Source organism: Pseudarthrobacter sp. C4D7, from assembly GCF_013359725.1.
Taxonomy (GTDB): Bacteria; Actinomycetota; Actinomycetes; order Actinomycetales; family Micrococcaceae; genus Arthrobacter.
Genome location: NZ_JABFMW010000005.1, coordinates 85,533 through 101,634 on the forward strand (window position 1 = coordinate 85,533; position 16,102 = coordinate 101,634).

General features: G+C 67.8%; 13 protein-coding genes. 6 read left to right on the forward strand and 7 right to left on the reverse strand.

Annotation, left to right across the window (positions count from 1 at the left end; all coding sequences use genetic code 11):
- Nucleotides 1-84: 84 nt before the first annotated feature.
- Nucleotides 85-699, reverse strand: coding sequence for a carbonic anhydrase (locus HNO81_RS06000; protein WP_175317226.1), 615 nt, complete (start codon nucleotides 697-699; stop codon nucleotides 85-87).
- Nucleotides 700-709: 10 nt separating this feature from the next.
- Nucleotides 710-1,390 carry a DUF4245 domain-containing protein gene (locus HNO81_RS06005; protein WP_175317227.1) on the reverse strand — a complete coding sequence of 227 codons (681 nt, stop codon included), beginning with the start codon at nucleotides 1,388-1,390 and terminating at the stop codon, nucleotides 710-712.
- A gap of 226 nt (nucleotides 1,391-1,616) precedes the next feature.
- Here HNO81_RS06005 and glpX point away from each other — a divergent pair, with 226 nt between their 5' ends.
- On the forward strand, nucleotides 1,617-2,639 hold the full coding sequence (glpX, locus tag HNO81_RS06010) for a class II fructose-bisphosphatase (RefSeq protein ID WP_175317304.1): 1,023 nt from the start codon (nucleotides 1,617-1,619) through the stop codon (nucleotides 2,637-2,639).
- Between the two features lie 88 nt (nucleotides 2,640-2,727).
- Nucleotides 2,728-3,783 carry a peptidoglycan bridge formation glycyltransferase FemA/FemB family protein gene (locus HNO81_RS06015; protein ID WP_175317228.1) on the forward strand — a complete coding sequence of 352 codons (1,056 nt, stop codon included), beginning with the start codon at nucleotides 2,728-2,730 and terminating at the stop codon, nucleotides 3,781-3,783.
- Nucleotides 3,784-3,869: 86 nt separating this feature from the next.
- On the opposite strand, the gene manA is transcribed toward HNO81_RS06015, so the two are convergent.
- From manA to HNO81_RS06035, 4 genes are read right to left on the reverse strand one after another with little or no spacing between them, the layout of a single operon-like run.
- Nucleotides 3,870-5,114: a mannose-6-phosphate isomerase, class I gene (gene manA, locus HNO81_RS06020; RefSeq protein WP_175317229.1), complete on the reverse strand. Its 1,245-nt coding sequence runs from the start codon at nucleotides 5,112-5,114 to the stop codon at nucleotides 3,870-3,872.
- Between the two features lie 42 nt (nucleotides 5,115-5,156).
- Complete coding sequence (locus tag HNO81_RS06025) at nucleotides 5,157-6,800, reverse strand: LCP family protein (RefSeq protein WP_175317230.1); 1,644 nt, start codon at nucleotides 6,798-6,800, stop codon at nucleotides 5,157-5,159.
- A 10-nt stretch (nucleotides 6,801-6,810) separates the two neighbouring features.
- Nucleotides 6,811-7,398 (reverse strand): 5-(carboxyamino)imidazole ribonucleotide mutase, encoded by a 588-nt coding sequence (purE, locus tag HNO81_RS06030; RefSeq protein ID WP_175317231.1) that lies wholly within the window; start codon nucleotides 7,396-7,398, stop codon nucleotides 6,811-6,813.
- Nucleotides 7,395-8,591: a 5-(carboxyamino)imidazole ribonucleotide synthase gene (locus HNO81_RS06035; RefSeq protein WP_175317232.1), complete on the reverse strand. Its 1,197-nt coding sequence runs from the start codon at nucleotides 8,589-8,591 to the stop codon at nucleotides 7,395-7,397. The genes purE and HNO81_RS06035 overlap by 4 nt, the downstream gene beginning before the upstream one ends.
- A 174-nt stretch (nucleotides 8,592-8,765) precedes the next feature.
- Between HNO81_RS06035 and HNO81_RS06040 the strand changes: the two genes are divergently transcribed.
- Nucleotides 8,766-9,326 carry a GtrA family protein gene (locus HNO81_RS06040; RefSeq protein ID WP_175317233.1) on the forward strand — a complete coding sequence of 187 codons (561 nt, stop codon included), beginning with the start codon at nucleotides 8,766-8,768 and terminating at the stop codon, nucleotides 9,324-9,326.
- A 10-nt stretch (nucleotides 9,327-9,336) separates the two neighbouring features.
- Here the strand turns inward: HNO81_RS06040 and HNO81_RS06045 are convergent, their stop codons facing one another.
- The gene (locus HNO81_RS06045) at nucleotides 9,337-10,041 is read right to left on the reverse strand and encodes a TIGR03089 family protein (protein WP_175317234.1); all 705 of its coding nucleotides are present in this window, start codon (nucleotides 10,039-10,041) and stop codon (nucleotides 9,337-9,339) included.
- A 388-nt stretch (nucleotides 10,042-10,429) separates the two neighbouring features.
- Here HNO81_RS06045 and HNO81_RS20330 point away from each other — a divergent pair, with 388 nt between their 5' ends.
- The 3 genes from HNO81_RS20330 to HNO81_RS06060 are packed head-to-tail and all read left to right on the forward strand — an operon-like array spanning nucleotide 10,430 to nucleotide 16,096.
- Nucleotides 10,430-10,963, forward strand: coding sequence for a WhiB family transcriptional regulator (locus HNO81_RS20330; RefSeq protein WP_175317235.1), 534 nt, complete (start codon nucleotides 10,430-10,432; stop codon nucleotides 10,961-10,963).
- Nucleotides 10,964-10,992: 29 nt separating this feature from the next.
- Entirely contained in the window at nucleotides 10,993-14,340 is a 3,348-nt protein-coding gene (locus tag HNO81_RS06055) for a glycosyltransferase (protein ID WP_175317236.1), read from the forward strand.
- Nucleotides 14,333-16,096 carry a DUF5719 family protein gene (locus HNO81_RS06060; RefSeq protein ID WP_175317237.1) on the forward strand — a complete coding sequence of 588 codons (1,764 nt, stop codon included), beginning with the start codon at nucleotides 14,333-14,335 and terminating at the stop codon, nucleotides 16,094-16,096. Before HNO81_RS06055 ends, HNO81_RS06060 begins: the two co-directional genes overlap by 8 nt.
- The last annotated feature ends 6 nt before the right edge of the window (nucleotides 16,097-16,102 follow it).

Genomic DNA, 16,102 nt, shown 5'->3' on the forward strand with positions numbered 1-16,102 from the left:
GCTAGCTTATGGCTCCCGGGCGCCCCATCGAAAACCGTTAAGGGGGCACCGCCGGCGGCCCGCTGGGCCGCCGGCGCAAGGTTCTTACAGCTCGCCGATTCCGGAAACAAGGTCGGCGCGGCCCTCTGCCAGACGGTAGGAGAGGCCGATGACCGCGGTCCGGCCCTCCTCGATTGCGGTGGAAATCACACGCGAGCTGTCCGCAAGGCGATGGGACATCTGCTTGACGTTCTCCACCACCATGTCGTTGACCTCGGGCTGGTTGTTCCGCAGGGACGTCAGGACGGAGGGGGTGATGCGCTCCACGAGGTCGCGGATGAAGCCCGCCGGCATTTCTCCGGTCTCCACCGCGTCCTTCGTGGCCGTGACCGCTCCGCAGCTGTCATGTCCGAGCACAACGATCAGGGGCACCCCCAGCACCGCGACGCTGTACTCGAGCGAGCCCAGGACGGCGTCGTCAATGACCTGTCCGGCGGTGCGGACCACGAAGACATCGCCGAGGCCGACGTCGAAGATGATCTCGGCGGCAAGCCGGGAGTCGGAGCAGCCGAAGATGACGGCGAACGGGTTCTGGGTCTCGACCAGTTCCGAGCGCCGTGACGCGTTCTGGTTGGGGTGGGAAGTCTCGCCGCTGACGAAACGTTCATTTCCTTCGCGCAGGCGGCGCCACGCCAGTGCAGGGGTGAGGTTAGTAGCCATGCTTACTACGTTAAGGCGCGGCAGCGGCGGAAGGGGAAACTGTGACGGCGGGGTTGGCGTCAAGAGACGTGACGACGGCGGCCGCCAGTGTTGCGAACTCGTCCAGTTGCGCCGCGCCGGTGAGGACAACGGTGCTGCCGCGGTACGTGAGGACCAGCGACTTTTCGCCCTTGCCGGTGTCCCGCAGCTCCCACTCCTGGCCGCCGGCGCTGCGTGAGCCAGTGACGGGGGCGTTCTTTGTCTGCTGGCGCAGCCAAGTGGGGTTGGACTGCGTCGTCTGCACCAGGGCGATGAAGGATGTCTTGGGGGTCACGTAGCCGACCTCCCACGTGGGCACCCCGCTGCCCGTTCCAGCCTCCCAGCGGGCGTAGTTTGCGCGGAATGCGTTGCCCGTGTCCGGCGCAACGGGTGTGAATCCTGCCACGTCTGCGGCGTTCCGGGCCACGGACGCAACATCGATGTCCGGGCGGTAGCCCTCGCTCTTCGGCTGCGGATTCATGAGCACCACAGGAAGGAACGCCGCGATGCTGAGCACCAGGGCTATGATCATGCCGATTACCGAAGCGTTGGCACGCTTGGCCGCTGCCGCCGGAATGACGGGCTTCACCGGGGTGCCGGAGCTGCTGCCGGCGGTGCCGGGGCGGCCGTCGGGCTCTGCCGGGCCGGAGCTGGGACTGGTGCTTTCCTGCATGTCATTCACCCCTCTATAGTCGCCTATCCCGGAGCAGGAGTTCCATTCGGGCAGGTCCCGGTGCCGCCGCCGGCTTACGGGGTACATTTCGGCGTTGCGTCACGGGCCACCCCCCGGCGCGGTGCCACGACTATGATCGGTATCAGAGGAATCACCGTTCTGCTGCACCGGCGGGCGGGTTCAATGATCGCCACTCGAAGAAGAGGTTCACGTGTCACCAGCGTCCATGACCCAGAAGTACTCCACGATTTCGCCGTCCCTTGCGGTGGGCCTCGACGAGCCGGACCGCAACCTTGCTCTTGAGCTGGTCCGCGTCACCGAAGCCGCGGCCATTGCCGGCGGCCACTGGGTGGGGTTTGGTGACAAGAACACGGCCGATGGCGCCGCCGTTGATGCCATGCGTTCCTTCCTGCAGACCGTCCACTTCAATGGCGTTGTGGTGATTGGTGAGGGCGAAAAGGACGAAGCCCCCATGCTGTTCAACGGTGAGCGCGTTGGCGACGGCACCGGTCCCGAGGTGGACGTGGCCGTGGACCCCATCGACGGAACCCGCCTGACCGCCCTGGGCATCAACAACGCGCTCGCCGTTCTGGCCGTCGCCGAGCGCGGGTCCATGTTCGATCCCTCTGCCGTGTTCTACATGGAAAAGCTCGTCACGGGCCCCGAAGCCGCCGACATGGTGGACCTCCGCCTGCCGGTCAAGCAGAACCTGCACCTGATCGCCAAGGCCAAGGGCGTGAAGGTCAACCAGCTCAACGTCATGATCCTGGACCGCGACCGCCACCGCCCGCTGGTGGAGGAAATCCGCGAAGCCGGCGCACGCACCAAGTTCATCATGGACGGTGACGTGGCCGGAGCCATCGCAGCGGCCCGCTCCGGCACCGGTGTGGATGCGCTGATGGGCATCGGCGGAACGCCGGAGGGCATCGTGGCGGCCTGTGCCATCAAGTCCTTGGGCGGTGTCATCCAGGGCCGCCTGTGGCCCACCAGCGACGAGGAGAAGCAGAAGGCCCTCGACGCCGGGCACGATCTGGACCGGGTGCTTTCCACCAACGACCTCGTCTCCAGCGACAACTGCTACTTCGCCGCCACCGGCATCACGGACGGCGACCTGCTCAAGGGCGTTCGTTACTCCAAGGACAAGGTCCTGACCCAGTCCATCGTGATGCGTTCCAAGTCCGGCACCATCCGTTTCGTGGAGGGCGAGCACCAGGCCAGCAAGTGGGAAGGCTACGCCCGGAAGAACTGACCGCCGGTTCCTGCTGCCGGCAAAGCCCCCGTGCGCCACACAGGCGCCGGGGGCTTTGGCGTTAAGGCCTTGGTATAGGGTTTAAGCCATGATTCCTGCTGTTGTGCCCTGTACTGACCGCGCCCTCTGGGACGAGCACGTTGACCGGTTCCAGGGGCATCCGCAGCAGCTGTGGGGCTGGGGCGAGACCAAGGCCGCGCACGGCTGGGCCGTGGACCGCGTCCTGGTCAAGGCCGGGGATGACACCATCGGCTGCGCCCAGCTGCTGATCCGCCGGCTGCCGGCCCCCTTCCGCGCCCTCGTGTACATTCCCCGGGGCCCCATGTGCTCCGTGGAGAACGCGCAGGTGGTCCTGAACCGGCTGGCCGAACACGCCGCCCTCCGTCACCGGGGCGTTGCCCTCAGCATCGAACCGGACTGGGACCGGGATTCCGCGTTTGCCGGTGCCGTGGCCGCCGCCGGCTTCCGCGAGTCCGCCAACACCGTCCTCATCCCGCGCACGCTCATCCTGGACCTCAGCCGCTCGGATGACGAACTGATGGCCGAGATGTCCAAGTCCACGCGGGCCAACATCCGCAAGGCCATGCGCAGCGACGTTGAATTCCGCAAGGTCAAGAATGACTCCGAGCTGGAGCAGGTGCTGGCCATCTACCACCAGACGGCGGAGCGGGCAGGCTTCGGCATCCACGAGGACCAGTACTACCGGGACATTTTCCGGAACCTGGGCGACTCCTCGCCGATCATCGCCGCGTTCGACGGTGAGCAGATGCTTGCCTTCACCTGGCTTTCACGCAGCGGCGCCACCGCCTTCGAGCTCTACGGCGGCGTCTCCGCGGAGGGCCAGAAGCAGCGGGTGAACTACGGCGTGAAATGGGCTGCCCTGCAGTCCATGCGGGAAGACGGCTGCAGCCGGTACGACTTCAATGGCCTCCTGAACGACGGCATCTCCGACTTCAAGAAGCAATTCGCCAAGCACGAAAACATGCTCATGGGCACGTGGGAGCGGCCGCTGTCCCCGTTCTACCCCGCCTACGCCAAGGCAATGCCGCTGGCACGGAAGGGCCTCCAGCACGCGCGCCGGCTGCTGAAGGGCGCAGCAGGGCAGGTCCGGCCGCTGGTCGGCAAGCTGCGTCCGGGCAGCTAACCGAGGCAACCCGCCGACTTAAAAGGGCGACGACGGCACCCGCCAGAGTGCCGTCGTCGCCCTTTGTGCTGCTGCGGGCTGCCGCGCTAAAGGCCTGTGGTCACGGCGAACGCCAGTGCAGGCCCGGTGCTGCCGGCCACGCGGTGGACGTTGACGGGGGCTTCGGCCGCGGCGATGAAGGCGCTGCCGCCCTGGGAGAGCTGCAGGTCGCCTTTGGGGGAGTCCAGGTAGACGGCGCCGGCCACCACTATGACCACTGCCGCCCCTGCCTGCGCCAGCGGGACCGGACCGGCGTCGGGACCCAGCTCGATGCGCTGCAGCTGGAATTCCCCGAACGGCGGCCGGAACAACTCCTGGTCCATCACCGTCTTTTCTGCGTCCAGCATTGGAACGGCCACCGGGTGGAAGTCGATGGTGTTCAGCAGTTCCGGTACATCCACGAACTTGGGCGTCAGGCCGCCGCGCAGGACGTTGTCCGAGGACGCCATGACTTCCACACCCAGCCCGTGCAGGTAGGCGTGCACGTTGCCGGCGGGAAGGTAGACAGCTTCCCCGGGCTTCAGCGAGATCCGGTTCAGCAGGAGCGAAATGAGGACGCCGGGGTCGCCGGGGTACTTTTCGTTCAGGCTGATGACGGTGCCCAGCTCGGCCTGGTAGGGCTCAAGCGGTGCCCCTGACAGCAGGGCCGCCACCACCCGGGCCGTGTCCTCCGCCACGCCCTGGCCGCCGGTGATGAGCCGTTCAAAGGCCCGGCGCAGGCCGGCGCTTTCGTCCGTGGCGGCAAGATCGTCCATCAGGGCCTGGAGCAGCGGGGGGGACTGCCCTTCCGCCGGGAAGGCATCCGCGATGTGCTGCAGGATGTCCCGGGCGCCGGCGGCTGCCCGGAACCCGCACAGTGCCTCAAACGGCGTGAGGGCGAAAATCATCTCCGGCTTGTGGTTGTCATCCTTGTAGTTCCGGTTCGGGGCGTGGGCATCGAGTCCGGCCTCGTTTTCCCGCGCGAAACCCTCCCGGGCCTGTTCCAGGCTCGGGTGGACCTGGAGCGAGAGCGGCTGTGCGGCCGCCAGGATCTTTGCCAGGAACGGCAGCCGGGGACCGAAAGCGGCAACGGATTCCCCACCCAGGAAATGTTCCGGGTCGGAGGAAATCAGGGCGTCGAGCGGGCGCCGGGTCCCGTCCTCGGGCAGGTGCGCCACGGAGGGCGAATCAGGGTGCGCGCCGATCCACAGTTCGGCCTCCGGGCGCCCTGATTCGGGACGGCCCAGCAGGGAGGCGATCGCGGTCGTCGAACCCCAGGCGTAGTCCCGCAGGATGTTATCAATCTCGTACAAAACCGTTCCGTTCCTTAGTAGGTGGGAGCTGGTGGGTGGGCCCTAGAGCGGGGCGCACTGCCCGTTGGTGGCCACGAGTTGGCGGATGGCCTCTTCGTCGCCCTCCAGCTTGAGCTGGGTCAGCATCTCTTCGGTGATCGGCTCGCCGTCGGGGGTGGTGGTCACGGGCGTGAAGTCCGACGGCGAGGGCTGCTTCCCCGTGGTGGCGGCGGCGGGCAGGGAGGCGGGGAACGCCCCGGCCGCCTGGATGTGGCCGGCACCTGCAGGCTGGACCGCTGCGCCGTCGTCGGGCATCCCTGCCGACTGGGCACCCTTGGCTGACGCGGAGGCCAGCAGCTGGTCAACCCGGTCGTGGATCTGGTCGAAGTCGGGGTTCGTGGAGAACGAGGCGTCAAAATCGGGCGGCCCAATGGTCAGCCGCTTGACGTCCTTGCCCCTCGCCTTGATGGCCAGGTCCAGGAAACTGCCCAGCTGGGCCGAGGAGATGTTCGACTCCACCACCTTGGTGCCCGCACCGGCGATGTCCTCGAACTTGGACAGCAGGGTGGCTGGGTCCAGCTGCTTCAGCATGGCCTGCTGCACGCACTGCTGGCGCTGGATGCGGGAGTAGTCATCCACGTATTCGCGTGAGCGCCCGTACCACAGGGCCTGCGCGCCGTTGAGTGTCTGGTCTCCTGCCGGAATCCAGCCCAGGGGCATGCCATGGGTCTTGGTGGCCTCGTCGAAGTAGCCGCTCATGGGAACCCAGCCGCCGGCCTTGACCCGGATGCCGCCCATGGCGTCGATCAGCGTGGAGAATCCCTCCATGTCAACGAGCACATAAGCCTGGATCTTCATGCCCAGCGTTCCGGACACGGCCTCCACGGTTGCCTGCGCGCCGGGGTCCGCTACGCCCGGATAAAGGTCCGTGTGCTCGTTGGTGACCTCGGTGTTGATGGCATTGATCAGGCATTCGTCGCCGCAGTCATAGCCATCAGGGTAGAGGGACCGCATGGGGGAGCCCACGCTGAACTGGGCGTTCTGGAAATTCCTGGGGACGGAGATGATGGCAGTCTGGCCCGTCTGGGCGTCCACGCTCAGGACGGACAGGCTGTCCGGCCGGCGCCCCGTCCGGTCATCGCCGGCGTCGCCGCCCATCATGAGGAAGTTGTAGCGCCCGTCCACAGGTTCCATGGCGGGACCGGACGCGAAGATGCTGCCAATGGCGTTGCGGCCCACATTGAGCAGATACGCCGCATAGCCCATGGAGCCGCTGCCCAGGACCAGCGCCACCACGAGGGCTATGCCGACGGCGGGGCGGGCCCGCGGCGCCAGCAGGACGGGGCGGATGATGCGCAGGGTGTTCAGGAAGAGCAAGGCCCAGCCCACGGCCAGCGCCGCCATGAGGACCACCAGCAGCAGCGACGTGACCGGGTTGGTAACGATGCTGATCACCAGGCTCCGGTTGACCAGCAACAGCACCACCGCCAGCAGCAGGACCGCCCACACGCAGAGTGTTACCCGCAGCGCTGTCCGGCCCAGTTTCCGGTCGCCGGCCACGAGTTGGGCGCTGCCCGGAACCAGGAGCGTCAGCAGGACCAGGACGAAGGCGCGCTTGGTCCGGACGGCGGGAGAAGCGCTGACGGGGTAGCGGACCGGGTCCGTCAACGACGGACCGGAGCCGTGGGTAACGCGGCTGCTGGCCATATCCGGCGCCCTAACGGCTGCCCCGAAGGGCGCTGGCGCCGTCGGGGAAGACCTCGCCGACCTTCTGCCGCAGGTTGGCGCCCTTGCGGGAGGCGACGGCGTTCAGGTCCGCGGCGAAGTCCAGGAGGTCCGCACGCAGGGACGCGGCAAGTTCGTCGGTGCCTGAGGCCAGCATCCGCACTGCCAGCAGGCCAGCGTTCCGGGCACCCGCGATGGAAACCGTTGCCACCGGAACGCCTGCGGGCATCTGGACGATGGACAGCAGCGAGTCCATGCCGTCGAGGGTCTTCAGGGGAACCGGAACCCCGATCACCGGCAGCGGCGTGACGCTGGCAAGCATGCCGGGCAGGTGGGCCGCGCCGCCGGCACCGGCGATGATGACACGCAGGCCGCGCTCGTGGGCGGTTTGGCCGTAGCGGATCATCTCCGTGGGCATCCGGTGGGCTGAGACGACGTCCGCTTCGAAAGGGATGCCGAATTCGGCCAGGGCTTCGGCCGCAGCCTCCATGACGGGCCAGTCCGAGTCCGACCCCATGACCAGGCCCACCAAGGGGCCAGGCGCCGAGCCGGCTGGGGTGGTGGCGGCTTCGGTGCTCATGCGTTCTCCTCGAAAATAGCGGAAGAGTCATCGGTGGTGACCCGGCCGTCGCGGATGATGCCCGCCACGGCGGTGGCACGGCGCCGGACAGAGTCCACTTCCGCCGTCGAACTGCCCAGCAGGTTGACGTGGCCAATCTTGCGCCCGGGCCGCACCGACTTTCCGTAGCAGTGGACCTTGGCCGCCGGCTCGCTGGCCAGCGCCATGGGGTAGGCCGAGTACAGGTCCTCGTTGTCCCCGCCCAGGAAGTTCTTCATCACGGTCACCGGTGCCAACGCATCGGTGGCGCCCAGGGGAAGGTTCAGGACTGCCCGGAGGTGTTGTTCGAACTGGCTGGTGATGGAACCGTCCTGGGTCCAGTGGCCGGTGTTGTGCGGCCGCATGGCCAGTTCGTTGATGAGGAAGCCGGCCCCGCTTCCCGGGGTTTCGAACAGTTCCACGGCCAGGACGCCGGTGACGTCCAGTTCGGCGGCGATGCGCAATGCTGCATCCTCGGCCGCTGCAGCAACTTCCAGCGGGATATCCAGCGCGGGTGCGATCACTTCGTCGCAGACACCGTCCACCTGGATGGTGTGGACTACCGGCCAGGCACGGGCCTCGCCGTCAGGGGTGCGGGCCACGAGCGCTGAAAGCTCACGGGTGAATTCCACCTTCGCCTCGGCCAGCAGGGGACTCATGGCGGCAAACCAGTCTGCGGCTTCCGCGGCCTCCTCGGCTGAGGCGACAATCCGCACGCCCTTGCCGTCGTACCCGCCCCGGGGGGTCTTCAGGACCACCGGCCAGCCTGTTTCATCGCCAAAGCGGACCAGCGCGTCAACGTCCGCCACGGACGCCCACGCGGGGTTGGGCAGTTCCAACCGGTCGACGGCGGCACGCATGACCAGCTTGTCCTGGGCGTGGACCAGGGCATCCGGTCCGGGCTGGACGTTGACGCCGGCGTCCTGGAGGGCGCGGAGGTGGTCCGTCGGCACGTGCTCGTGGTCAAAGGTCATCACATCCAGGCCTTCGGCGAAGTCCAGGAGCGTCTGCAGGTCCTTGTAATCGCCCACCGGGGTGGCGGGCACGGCGGACACCGCAGAAACGTCCTCGCCCTCGGCGAGGACACGCAGTTCAAAGCCGAGTGCTGTAGCGGCAGGGGCCATCATTCGCGCAAGCTGGCCGCCGCCAACCACGCCTATCACTGGAAAAGTCACATGGGCCAGCCTACCGAAGACGGGCCCGATCCCGCTTTTACGGCCCGGCGGGGGACCAGGATTTTCGGTGGGCGGGACAAAGGTCACCTGTTCCTACCAGGCGGCTCAAAGCTTTACCAGCTAAAATGGACCTTTGGCCGAGTGGCCCACAGTTCGTCGCGGCCATGGAGGGTCATGTTTAGTGCACTTGCAGATCGTATCCGGGGGCTCGCCTCACTTTTCTGGCGCGAGGTGGCCAAGTTCGGTGCGGTGGGCGGCGTGGCGTTCGTCATTGACAACGGCCTGACCTACTACCTCATGCACGGCCCCATGTCGGACAGCGAGGCAAAGGCACGCTTCGTCGGCGCCACCATCGCCACCGTCTTCTCCTGGGTGGCAAACCGGTTCTGGACTTTCCGCCACCGCCGCCAGGCCAACGTGCTCCGCGAATTCATCATGTTCGTCATCATCAACGGCATCGGCATCGGCATTTCCACCGGTTTCACGGCGCTGGCCAAGTACGGAATGGGCATCGACAACAAAAACCTGCTGTTCCTGGCGGGCGTGGCCGGCATCCTGGTTGCCACGGTGGTCCGTTTCTTCGCGTACCGCTTCCTGGTGTTCAACCAGGAACTGGACCAGGAGCCGGAATTCTCCCACGACCACGAAATCATCGAAGCCCACCCGCACCGCCAGCCAGTGCGCACAGCGGAACACCCGGCTTCCAGCTCCACCGACGGCAGCCCGAAGGCCTAGCCGGCGTCAGCTAGTGGCCGTGGATGCGTTCGTCGGCCCGCAGTTTGTCAGTGAGGGCCACGTCGGGGTGGGTAAGCACCACGGAACCACCCCGCTGCCAGGCGCCCAGCGCGCTGGACAACGCTGACTCCAGGCCCTGGGCTGCGGGGATATGCACCCTGGCGCCCTCATCGTGCTGCACCGCAAACGCGCTCAACAGGTCCCGGTGGGGGACCGTCTTCCCTTCGCTGGTCCGGAGGGCGCACCCTGCAGGGTCGGGCTCCGTGTGCGGCATGAACACGTCTCCGTGGGAACGCACCTCCGCCGCGTAGTCGATCCAGCCGGCCGGCAGCCCGCCAGGCCACCGCATCGCGAGGGCTGGGAGTGCGACGGCGACGGCCGCGTCATGCTTCCCGCTGGTGCCTGCGGCGGGTTCATCCGTGGCAATGAAGTGGGCAGGTCCGCCGTCGAGCACTGTTTCCAGGCCAAGCTGCCAGCCTGCCAGCGCCCACACCAACGCTTTCCAATGCGCCGGCAGGGCAAGGCGCAGGCGCATGCCCGGCTCTGCGTCCAGTTCGTCCTGGAGCAGGTTGCTGGTCTTCGCTACCCAGTTGTCCAGGACCCGTCCGGACAGCTCCACCCGCTCCGCATCGGGTCCGTACCACGTGAGCCGTGGTGCCGTGGAGTTGCCCGAGCGCAGGGCGCCCATCAAGTCGAGTGCGGGTGTTGTCGTCATGAATTCATCCTGCCACTGCAGGGGATCCAGGTCATCCGGCGGCGTGTGCGGGTCAGCATGCCGCTTAGAGAGTGATGTTAATCACATGCCCTACTAAGCGTGCTTGCTATTTTCGCGGGAACCGGGTATTTTCCCCGCCATTCCTGTATTTTTGGGTCGTTTTTGGCTCTGAATTAGCGGCTGCTGCTGCCGCCACGCCGAGGCTGGAAAAAATCCCGGGCGTGGCGTGCGCAAGCTTCTGAACCTGGAGTGTCTATTATCCCGGCAGCGGCTTGACTAGCCCTAGTTACACACGTGTAATTAGGTAACTAAAGCAATTGCGTAAATACCGGCACACAACCGAGTGTCCACGTATCCAGGCAGTGGCTGCAATATCAGGAGGGTCGCCGTGGGGCAAGCAGAGCGTATCCAGGAAGATGCCGTCGTGGCCGGTCAGGCAACGGCGAAGTACCGTGCACGGGGGGTGCCCAGCGACTGGTATGTGGATCCCGCTGACCCTGAAGCTGCGGAGCGTTACAACAGGAATACCACCAGCGTCCTTGAGGACCAGGCCACGGCATTCCTTGCGGCGCATGAGGCCCTCCTGGATGGCGGTGCGGAGCCCGAAGACGAGCTTGACCCGCCCATGGAACTCGCGGCCGCCGGAACGGTCCAGCCCGTGTGGATTGGGCTGCCCCTGCAGCAGGATTTCGATGATGAAGGTGAACTGGGCTGGCAGACCGACGCTCTGTGCGCCCAGACCGATCCGGAGGCCTTCTTCCCGGAGAAGGGCGGTTCCACCCGGGACGCCAAGAAGGTTTGCGGAGCCTGCAACGTGCGGTCCCAGTGCCTCGAGTATGCACTGGCCAACGACGAACGGTTCGGCATCTGGGGAGGGCTGTCCGAGCGTGAGCGTCGGCGGCTAAGGAAGCGAGCAATCTAATTCTTCAGGATGTCCATGTCACTGCCGTTGTGGTTGCCCACAACGGCAGTGCCTATTTGCCCAGAACCCTTTCAGCCTTAGCAGCCCAGACGCGCCCGGCTGACCGCGCCGTCGGCGTTGACGCTGGATCAAGCGACGATTCCTACAGCCTCCTGCGGGAGGCCCTGGGGGACTCCGCCGTAGTCGGCCAGCAGCGCGGCAAAGGCGGTATGGGTGCCGCTGTGTCCGCCGCCCTTGCCGCGTTGGTGCCCTTCGACGGGAGCTCCGACGGCGGCAGGGCCGAGTGGATCTGGCTTCTGCACGACGACGCAGCGCCGGCACCCGAAGCCCTCGCCGAACTCCTGGGCGCCGTGGAGCGCGCGCCCTCGGTAACGGTTGCCGGCTGCAAGCAACTGGACTGGCATTCCCCGCGCAAGCTCATGGACGTGGGCCTCTCCACCAGCCGGTGGGCCGAGCGGCTCACCCTCATCGACGCCGATGAGATGGACCAGGGCCAGTACGACGGCAGGACCGACACTTTCGCCGTGAACTCCGCAGGCATGCTGGTGCGCCGTGACGTCTGGGAACACCTGGGCGGTTTCGACCCCGCCCTGCCGGGAAGCGGTGACGACGTCGATTTCTGCTGGCGGAACCGCCTGGCAGGCCACCGCGTGGTGGTTGTGCCCGCCGCCCGGATGTTCCACGTGGCGCACCGGCCGCACGGCCTCGGAAACCCGGCCGCAGCCCGCAAGGCCCAGGTCCACCTGCGCCTTAAGCACAGCCCGCTATGGATGGTTCCCATCCATAGCATCGGCGCGTTGCTCGGCAGCCTCTTCAAACTTGTCCTGAGCATCGTGGTCAAGGATCCGGGCCACGGAATCTCGCAGCTCCTTGCCACCGTGGCTGCCCTCAGCCGGCCCACGGCCGTGGCCAGGGCCCGGCGGGCAGCCAAACGCACGCGGCGCATCCGCCGCTCCGTCATCCGCAAGCTCCAGACACCCCGCCGGGAAGTATGGAGCCATCGCCGGTCCTTGATGGAGGCGCTGGGTTCTGACGGGTCGGGTGCCGACAACCTGGTGCAGGACCCCCTCGCGCACCAGCCCACCGGCGATGCCGCGGATGACTTCGCAGCGCTGGCCACCAGCAAGCGCGGCTGGGTGGGCAACGGTGCCCTCGCCGCCGTCATCATCGCCTCGGTGGCATCGCTGCTGGCACTGGCAGGACTGTTCCGGGCCCCGGCCGTCTCCGGCGGTGCCCTCATCCCGGTTTCCGCGGGACTGGGGAATATCTGGCATAACGCTTCCACCTGGTGGATCAGCCTCGGTGCGGGGCTCCCCGGCCATGGCGACCCCTTCGGGTACGTCCTCTGGATCATCGGCGTTGCCGGTGGAGGGGATGCCAACGCCGCCATGGCGTGGCTGCTCCTGATCGGTGCCCCCCTGTCCGGGCTCACCGCGTGGTTTGCCGCGGGCGGGGTCACCGAACGCCGCCGGCTCCGGTTCGCGGCGGCAATCTTCTGGGCTGCCGCACCGGCACTCCAGGCTGCCCTCAACCAGGGCCGGGCAGGGGCCCTGATCGCGCACGTCATGCTTCCGCTGGTGGTCCTGGGCCTGCTGCGGGCCACAGGGTCAGCTGTTGGGCATGGCCGTTTCAGCCCCGCGTCAACGCCCGACCAGGGCGACCAGGTTCCGGCCAAAGCCGGCGTTAACGGGACGCCGTCCTGGACAGCGTCAGCAGCTGCAGGACTGGCGCTGGCTGCCACCACTGCCTCGGCGCCTTCCCTGCTCATCCCCGCCACCGTGGTCATCGTTCTCTGCGGCATCCTGCTGGGCCGGCGCGGGCGGACCGTGTGGTGGGCGCTCCTGCCCAGCGCCGCCCTGTTCGTGCCCTTTGCCATGTCCGCCCTCGACAGGCCGCGGGCGCTCCTTGCCGATCCCGGGCTTCCGCTCGGTTTCGACGCCGCCCCGCTGTGGCAGCAGGTCCTGGGCCAGCCCCTGTCGTTCGACCCCGCTGGTGGCCTCCGGGGGCTGGCGGCCTTCACCGGCGGAACAGTGCCCTGGGCCCTGCTGCTGGCCGTGCTCCTTGCGGGGCCGGTGCTGATCCTTGCCATTGTGGGACTCTTCAGCGCAGGTCGCCGGGCCCGTACTGCCCGGTGGTTCTGGGTGTCCGCCCTGGCCGCCCTGGCCGGTGGCTGGCTGGCAGGCCATGTAGTCACCGGCCTGAACGCGAATGTCCTGGTGACCCCCTTCCCGGGACCCGCCGTTTCGGCTGCGTCTTTTGCCCTCCTTGCAGCTGCACTCCTTGGTGCGGAGCAGCTTCTGTCCGCAGCGGACCGGGCCTCTGCTGCCGGGGCAAGGACCGGGACGGCCGGCCGTGCCGCCCTGGCGCTGGGGCTGGTAGTCCTCCTGGCAGGGCCATTGGCAGGCATGGCCGCCTGGTCCGCGCAGAACCTGCTGCGCTCCGCCACCGCCGCAGCCACGGAGGCTGCCCCCGCGGCTCTTTCGGCATCCGGGGACGGGGGAGCGCTGGGCGCTTCCCGCTTGGTGGAGGCCGTCACCGGGCGATCCCTTCCCGCCACCGCGGTTGACCGCGGGACCGGACCTGAACAGACGCGCACCCTCCTGCTCAGCACGGGAGAGGACGGAACCTTCAGCGCGGCGCTGATGCGTGGCTCCGGCACCACGATGGACAGCCTTTCCGCCATCGCTTCGGCCCGGAACATCTCCGGCGCCCCCGGTGCAGAGGAGGTTCGCGGCGACGACGACGTTACGGCGGCCATCCGCCGCGTTGTCGCCACCATGGTCGCGGGGCAGGGCGTGGATCCCCGCTCCGACCTCGAGCAACTCGGCGTGGGTTTTGTGGTCCTGCGCTCGACAGACACCGCGGCCCAGTTGACCGCGAGCCGCATGGATGCAGTCCCGGGCCTGGTGGCCGTGGGGCAGACCGACACCGGCTGGCTGTGGCGGATCAGCCCGCTGAACCAGCGAACCCCCCAGGCCGCGGACGTTGCCCACCGTGTCCGCATTGTCGACGCCGCCGGTACGGCTACGGCGTTGGTGGACTCAGGAGCCGTGGACGTCGACGCCGCTGTGCCCGCCGGGCCGGAAGGCCGGCTGGCAGTACTCGCCGAGCGGGCCGATCCCGGGTGGAGCGCGTGGCTCGACGGGCGCAAGCTGACAGCCACCACCTCCGGCTGGTCGCAGGCCTTCACACTGCCGGCAGCAGGCGGCCAGCTGTCGATCCGTTATGAGAACCCGTGGTCATTCTGGGCTGCTGCCGGGCAAATCGCTGTCATCGGGCTCACCGTTATCCTCGCAATCCCCATGCCCACGCGGCGGCCGCGGACCGGTCTCTCCCGCGACGAGGGCTCCCTGCGTAAGGAACACCAAAATGCATGAGAACACCCCACCGGCTGCCGGCGCGGGGGCCGGCACCGGATCGCCGGCAGCTGCCGACGCGTCGACTGCTGCCGAAAAGCCGGCATCAGCGGGGAAACCCGTGAAAGCCGCTAAACCTGGCGTTTCCGGATCCGGGGAGGACCGCGCCAAGACGTCATCCGGCCGCGGCTCAACCCGGCTTCCGGGTGGGAAGGGCCGTGCCGCTGCCGTTGCGGGCGCCACGGCAGGGATCCTCGTTCTTGCCGGCGCCGGAGCCGTGGTGGCTGGCGGGTCGCTGCTGCCCGGCCCTGCCTCCAGCCGACCCGTAGCGGTGGCTGAAGCTGCCGTTCCGGCCGGTGCGAGCCGCGGCGTATGCCCCGGCCCGGCCCGGCTGCTGGAGGGCACCGAGGCGGGCACCGACGCCCAGTTCCGGCCTGAGTCGGCCACCGCGGCAACCAAGGTCAGTGCCGCGGTGCTCAGCGCCGGAGGGGTGCTGCCGGGAAGCCGGCTTACCCGCCTGGACGGCACCTCCGCCGTCGAGATTGCCAAGGATCCAGGGCCGGCGCCCAGCGCTGGGACCCCCCAGGAGCTGCTTGCCGGAGTAGTGGCTGACCGGGCCGTGGACCAGGTAAGCGTGCTGAGCGCCGACGCGGTGGCGAACCAAAACGCGTCGGCTGCGGGCGCAATGAAATACACCGCCACCGACGGCGACCTGCAGGGCAGTGCGGCGGCTACCTGCGTGCAGCCTTCGAACGACCAGTGGCTCTCGGGTGCCGGCACCACGGTGGGCCGCACCTCCGTCCTCTTGCTGACCAACGCCTCCAGCACCCCCGCCACCGTGAGCCTTGAGCTCTTCGGTGCCGGCGGCAAGATCCAGGCTCCCGGCAGCCGCGGGCTGCTGGTGGCCCCCGGTACCACGCGCAGCGTTGTCCTCGCTGGACTGGCTCCCACTGAAGCCCAGCTCAGCGTCCATGTCCGCAGCGCCGGTGGACCGGTCGCCGCCGTCATCCAGCAAAGCGTCCTTCGCGGCCTCACCCCGGGCGGAGTGGACTACATCAGCCCCGGCACTTCCCCTTCTGTCCGCCAGGTCATGACGGGCGTGGACATCCAGGAACCCGCGGGGCTTGCTGCCCTGACAGGGCAGTCCGGCTACAGTGATGCCGGGCCTGCCCTCGAACTGACCGTTCCTGGCGCCTCCGACGCTGTGGTGGAGATCAAGCTCTACGGACGGGACGGCCAGCACGCGCTTCCGGCCGGCGGTGTGATCACCGCCAAAGCCGGGGCCACCACCGAGGTGTCCCTGGCCGGAGTGCCCGCCGGGCAGTACACGGTTGCCGCCTCATCCGATGTCTCGATTCTCGCCTCCGCCCGGATGAGCCGCGGACTCCAGGCGGGGCAGGCTTCGGACGTGGCCTGGGTGGCATCGGCGGTGAGGCTTGGCAGCCAGCACGTGGTTCCGGTGCCCAAGGGCGGTCAACGCCAACTGGTGTTTGGTGCCCTGGATACCCGGGCCACCATCACCTACGCGCCCATTACGGCCGACGGGAAAGTAGGTGCCGCGGCCTCCGCCGACATCGCCGGCGGAACCACGGCGTCCATCAGCATTCCTGAGCAAGCTGGCGGGGCGGACGTTGTTGGCTATGTGGTGTCAGCGTCCGGCGACGCCGCCTATGGTGCGGTGCTTCTGGGACAGGACGGCCGCAACGATGTTTCGTCGTTGGCGTTCCTGGCAGCTGCTGCCGGCCAGGAAACAGTCCCGGTGGCGCTGGGCTACTGAGGCCCG

Excerpts from the sequence above, each read along its gene's own strand:
- HNO81_RS06015 (WP_175317228.1), top strand. The coding sequence starts at position 2,728 with ATGATTCCTGCTGTTGTGCCCTGTACTGACCGCGCCCTCTGGGACGAG.
- purE (WP_175317231.1), bottom strand. The coding sequence starts at position 7,398 with ATGAGCACCGAAGCCGCCACCACCCCAGCCGGCTCGGCGCCTGGCCCC.
- HNO81_RS06005 (WP_175317227.1), bottom strand. The coding sequence starts at position 1,390 with ATGCAGGAAAGCACCAGTCCCAGCTCCGGCCCGGCAGAGCCCGACGGC.
- HNO81_RS06000 (WP_175317226.1), bottom strand. The coding sequence starts at position 699 with ATGGCTACTAACCTCACCCCTGCACTGGCGTGGCGCCGCCTGCGCGAA.
- glpX (WP_175317304.1), top strand. The coding sequence starts at position 1,617 with ATGACCCAGAAGTACTCCACGATTTCGCCGTCCCTTGCGGTGGGCCTC.
- HNO81_RS06025 (WP_175317230.1), bottom strand. The coding sequence starts at position 6,800 with ATGGCCAGCAGCCGCGTTACCCACGGCTCCGGTCCGTCGTTGACGGAC.
- HNO81_RS06045 (WP_175317234.1), bottom strand. The coding sequence starts at position 10,041 with ATGACGACAACACCCGCACTCGACTTGATGGGCGCCCTGCGCTCGGGC.
- HNO81_RS06040 (WP_175317233.1), top strand. The coding sequence starts at position 8,766 with ATGTTTAGTGCACTTGCAGATCGTATCCGGGGGCTCGCCTCACTTTTC.
- HNO81_RS06060 (WP_175317237.1), top strand. The coding sequence starts at position 14,333 with ATGCATGAGAACACCCCACCGGCTGCCGGCGCGGGGGCCGGCACCGGA.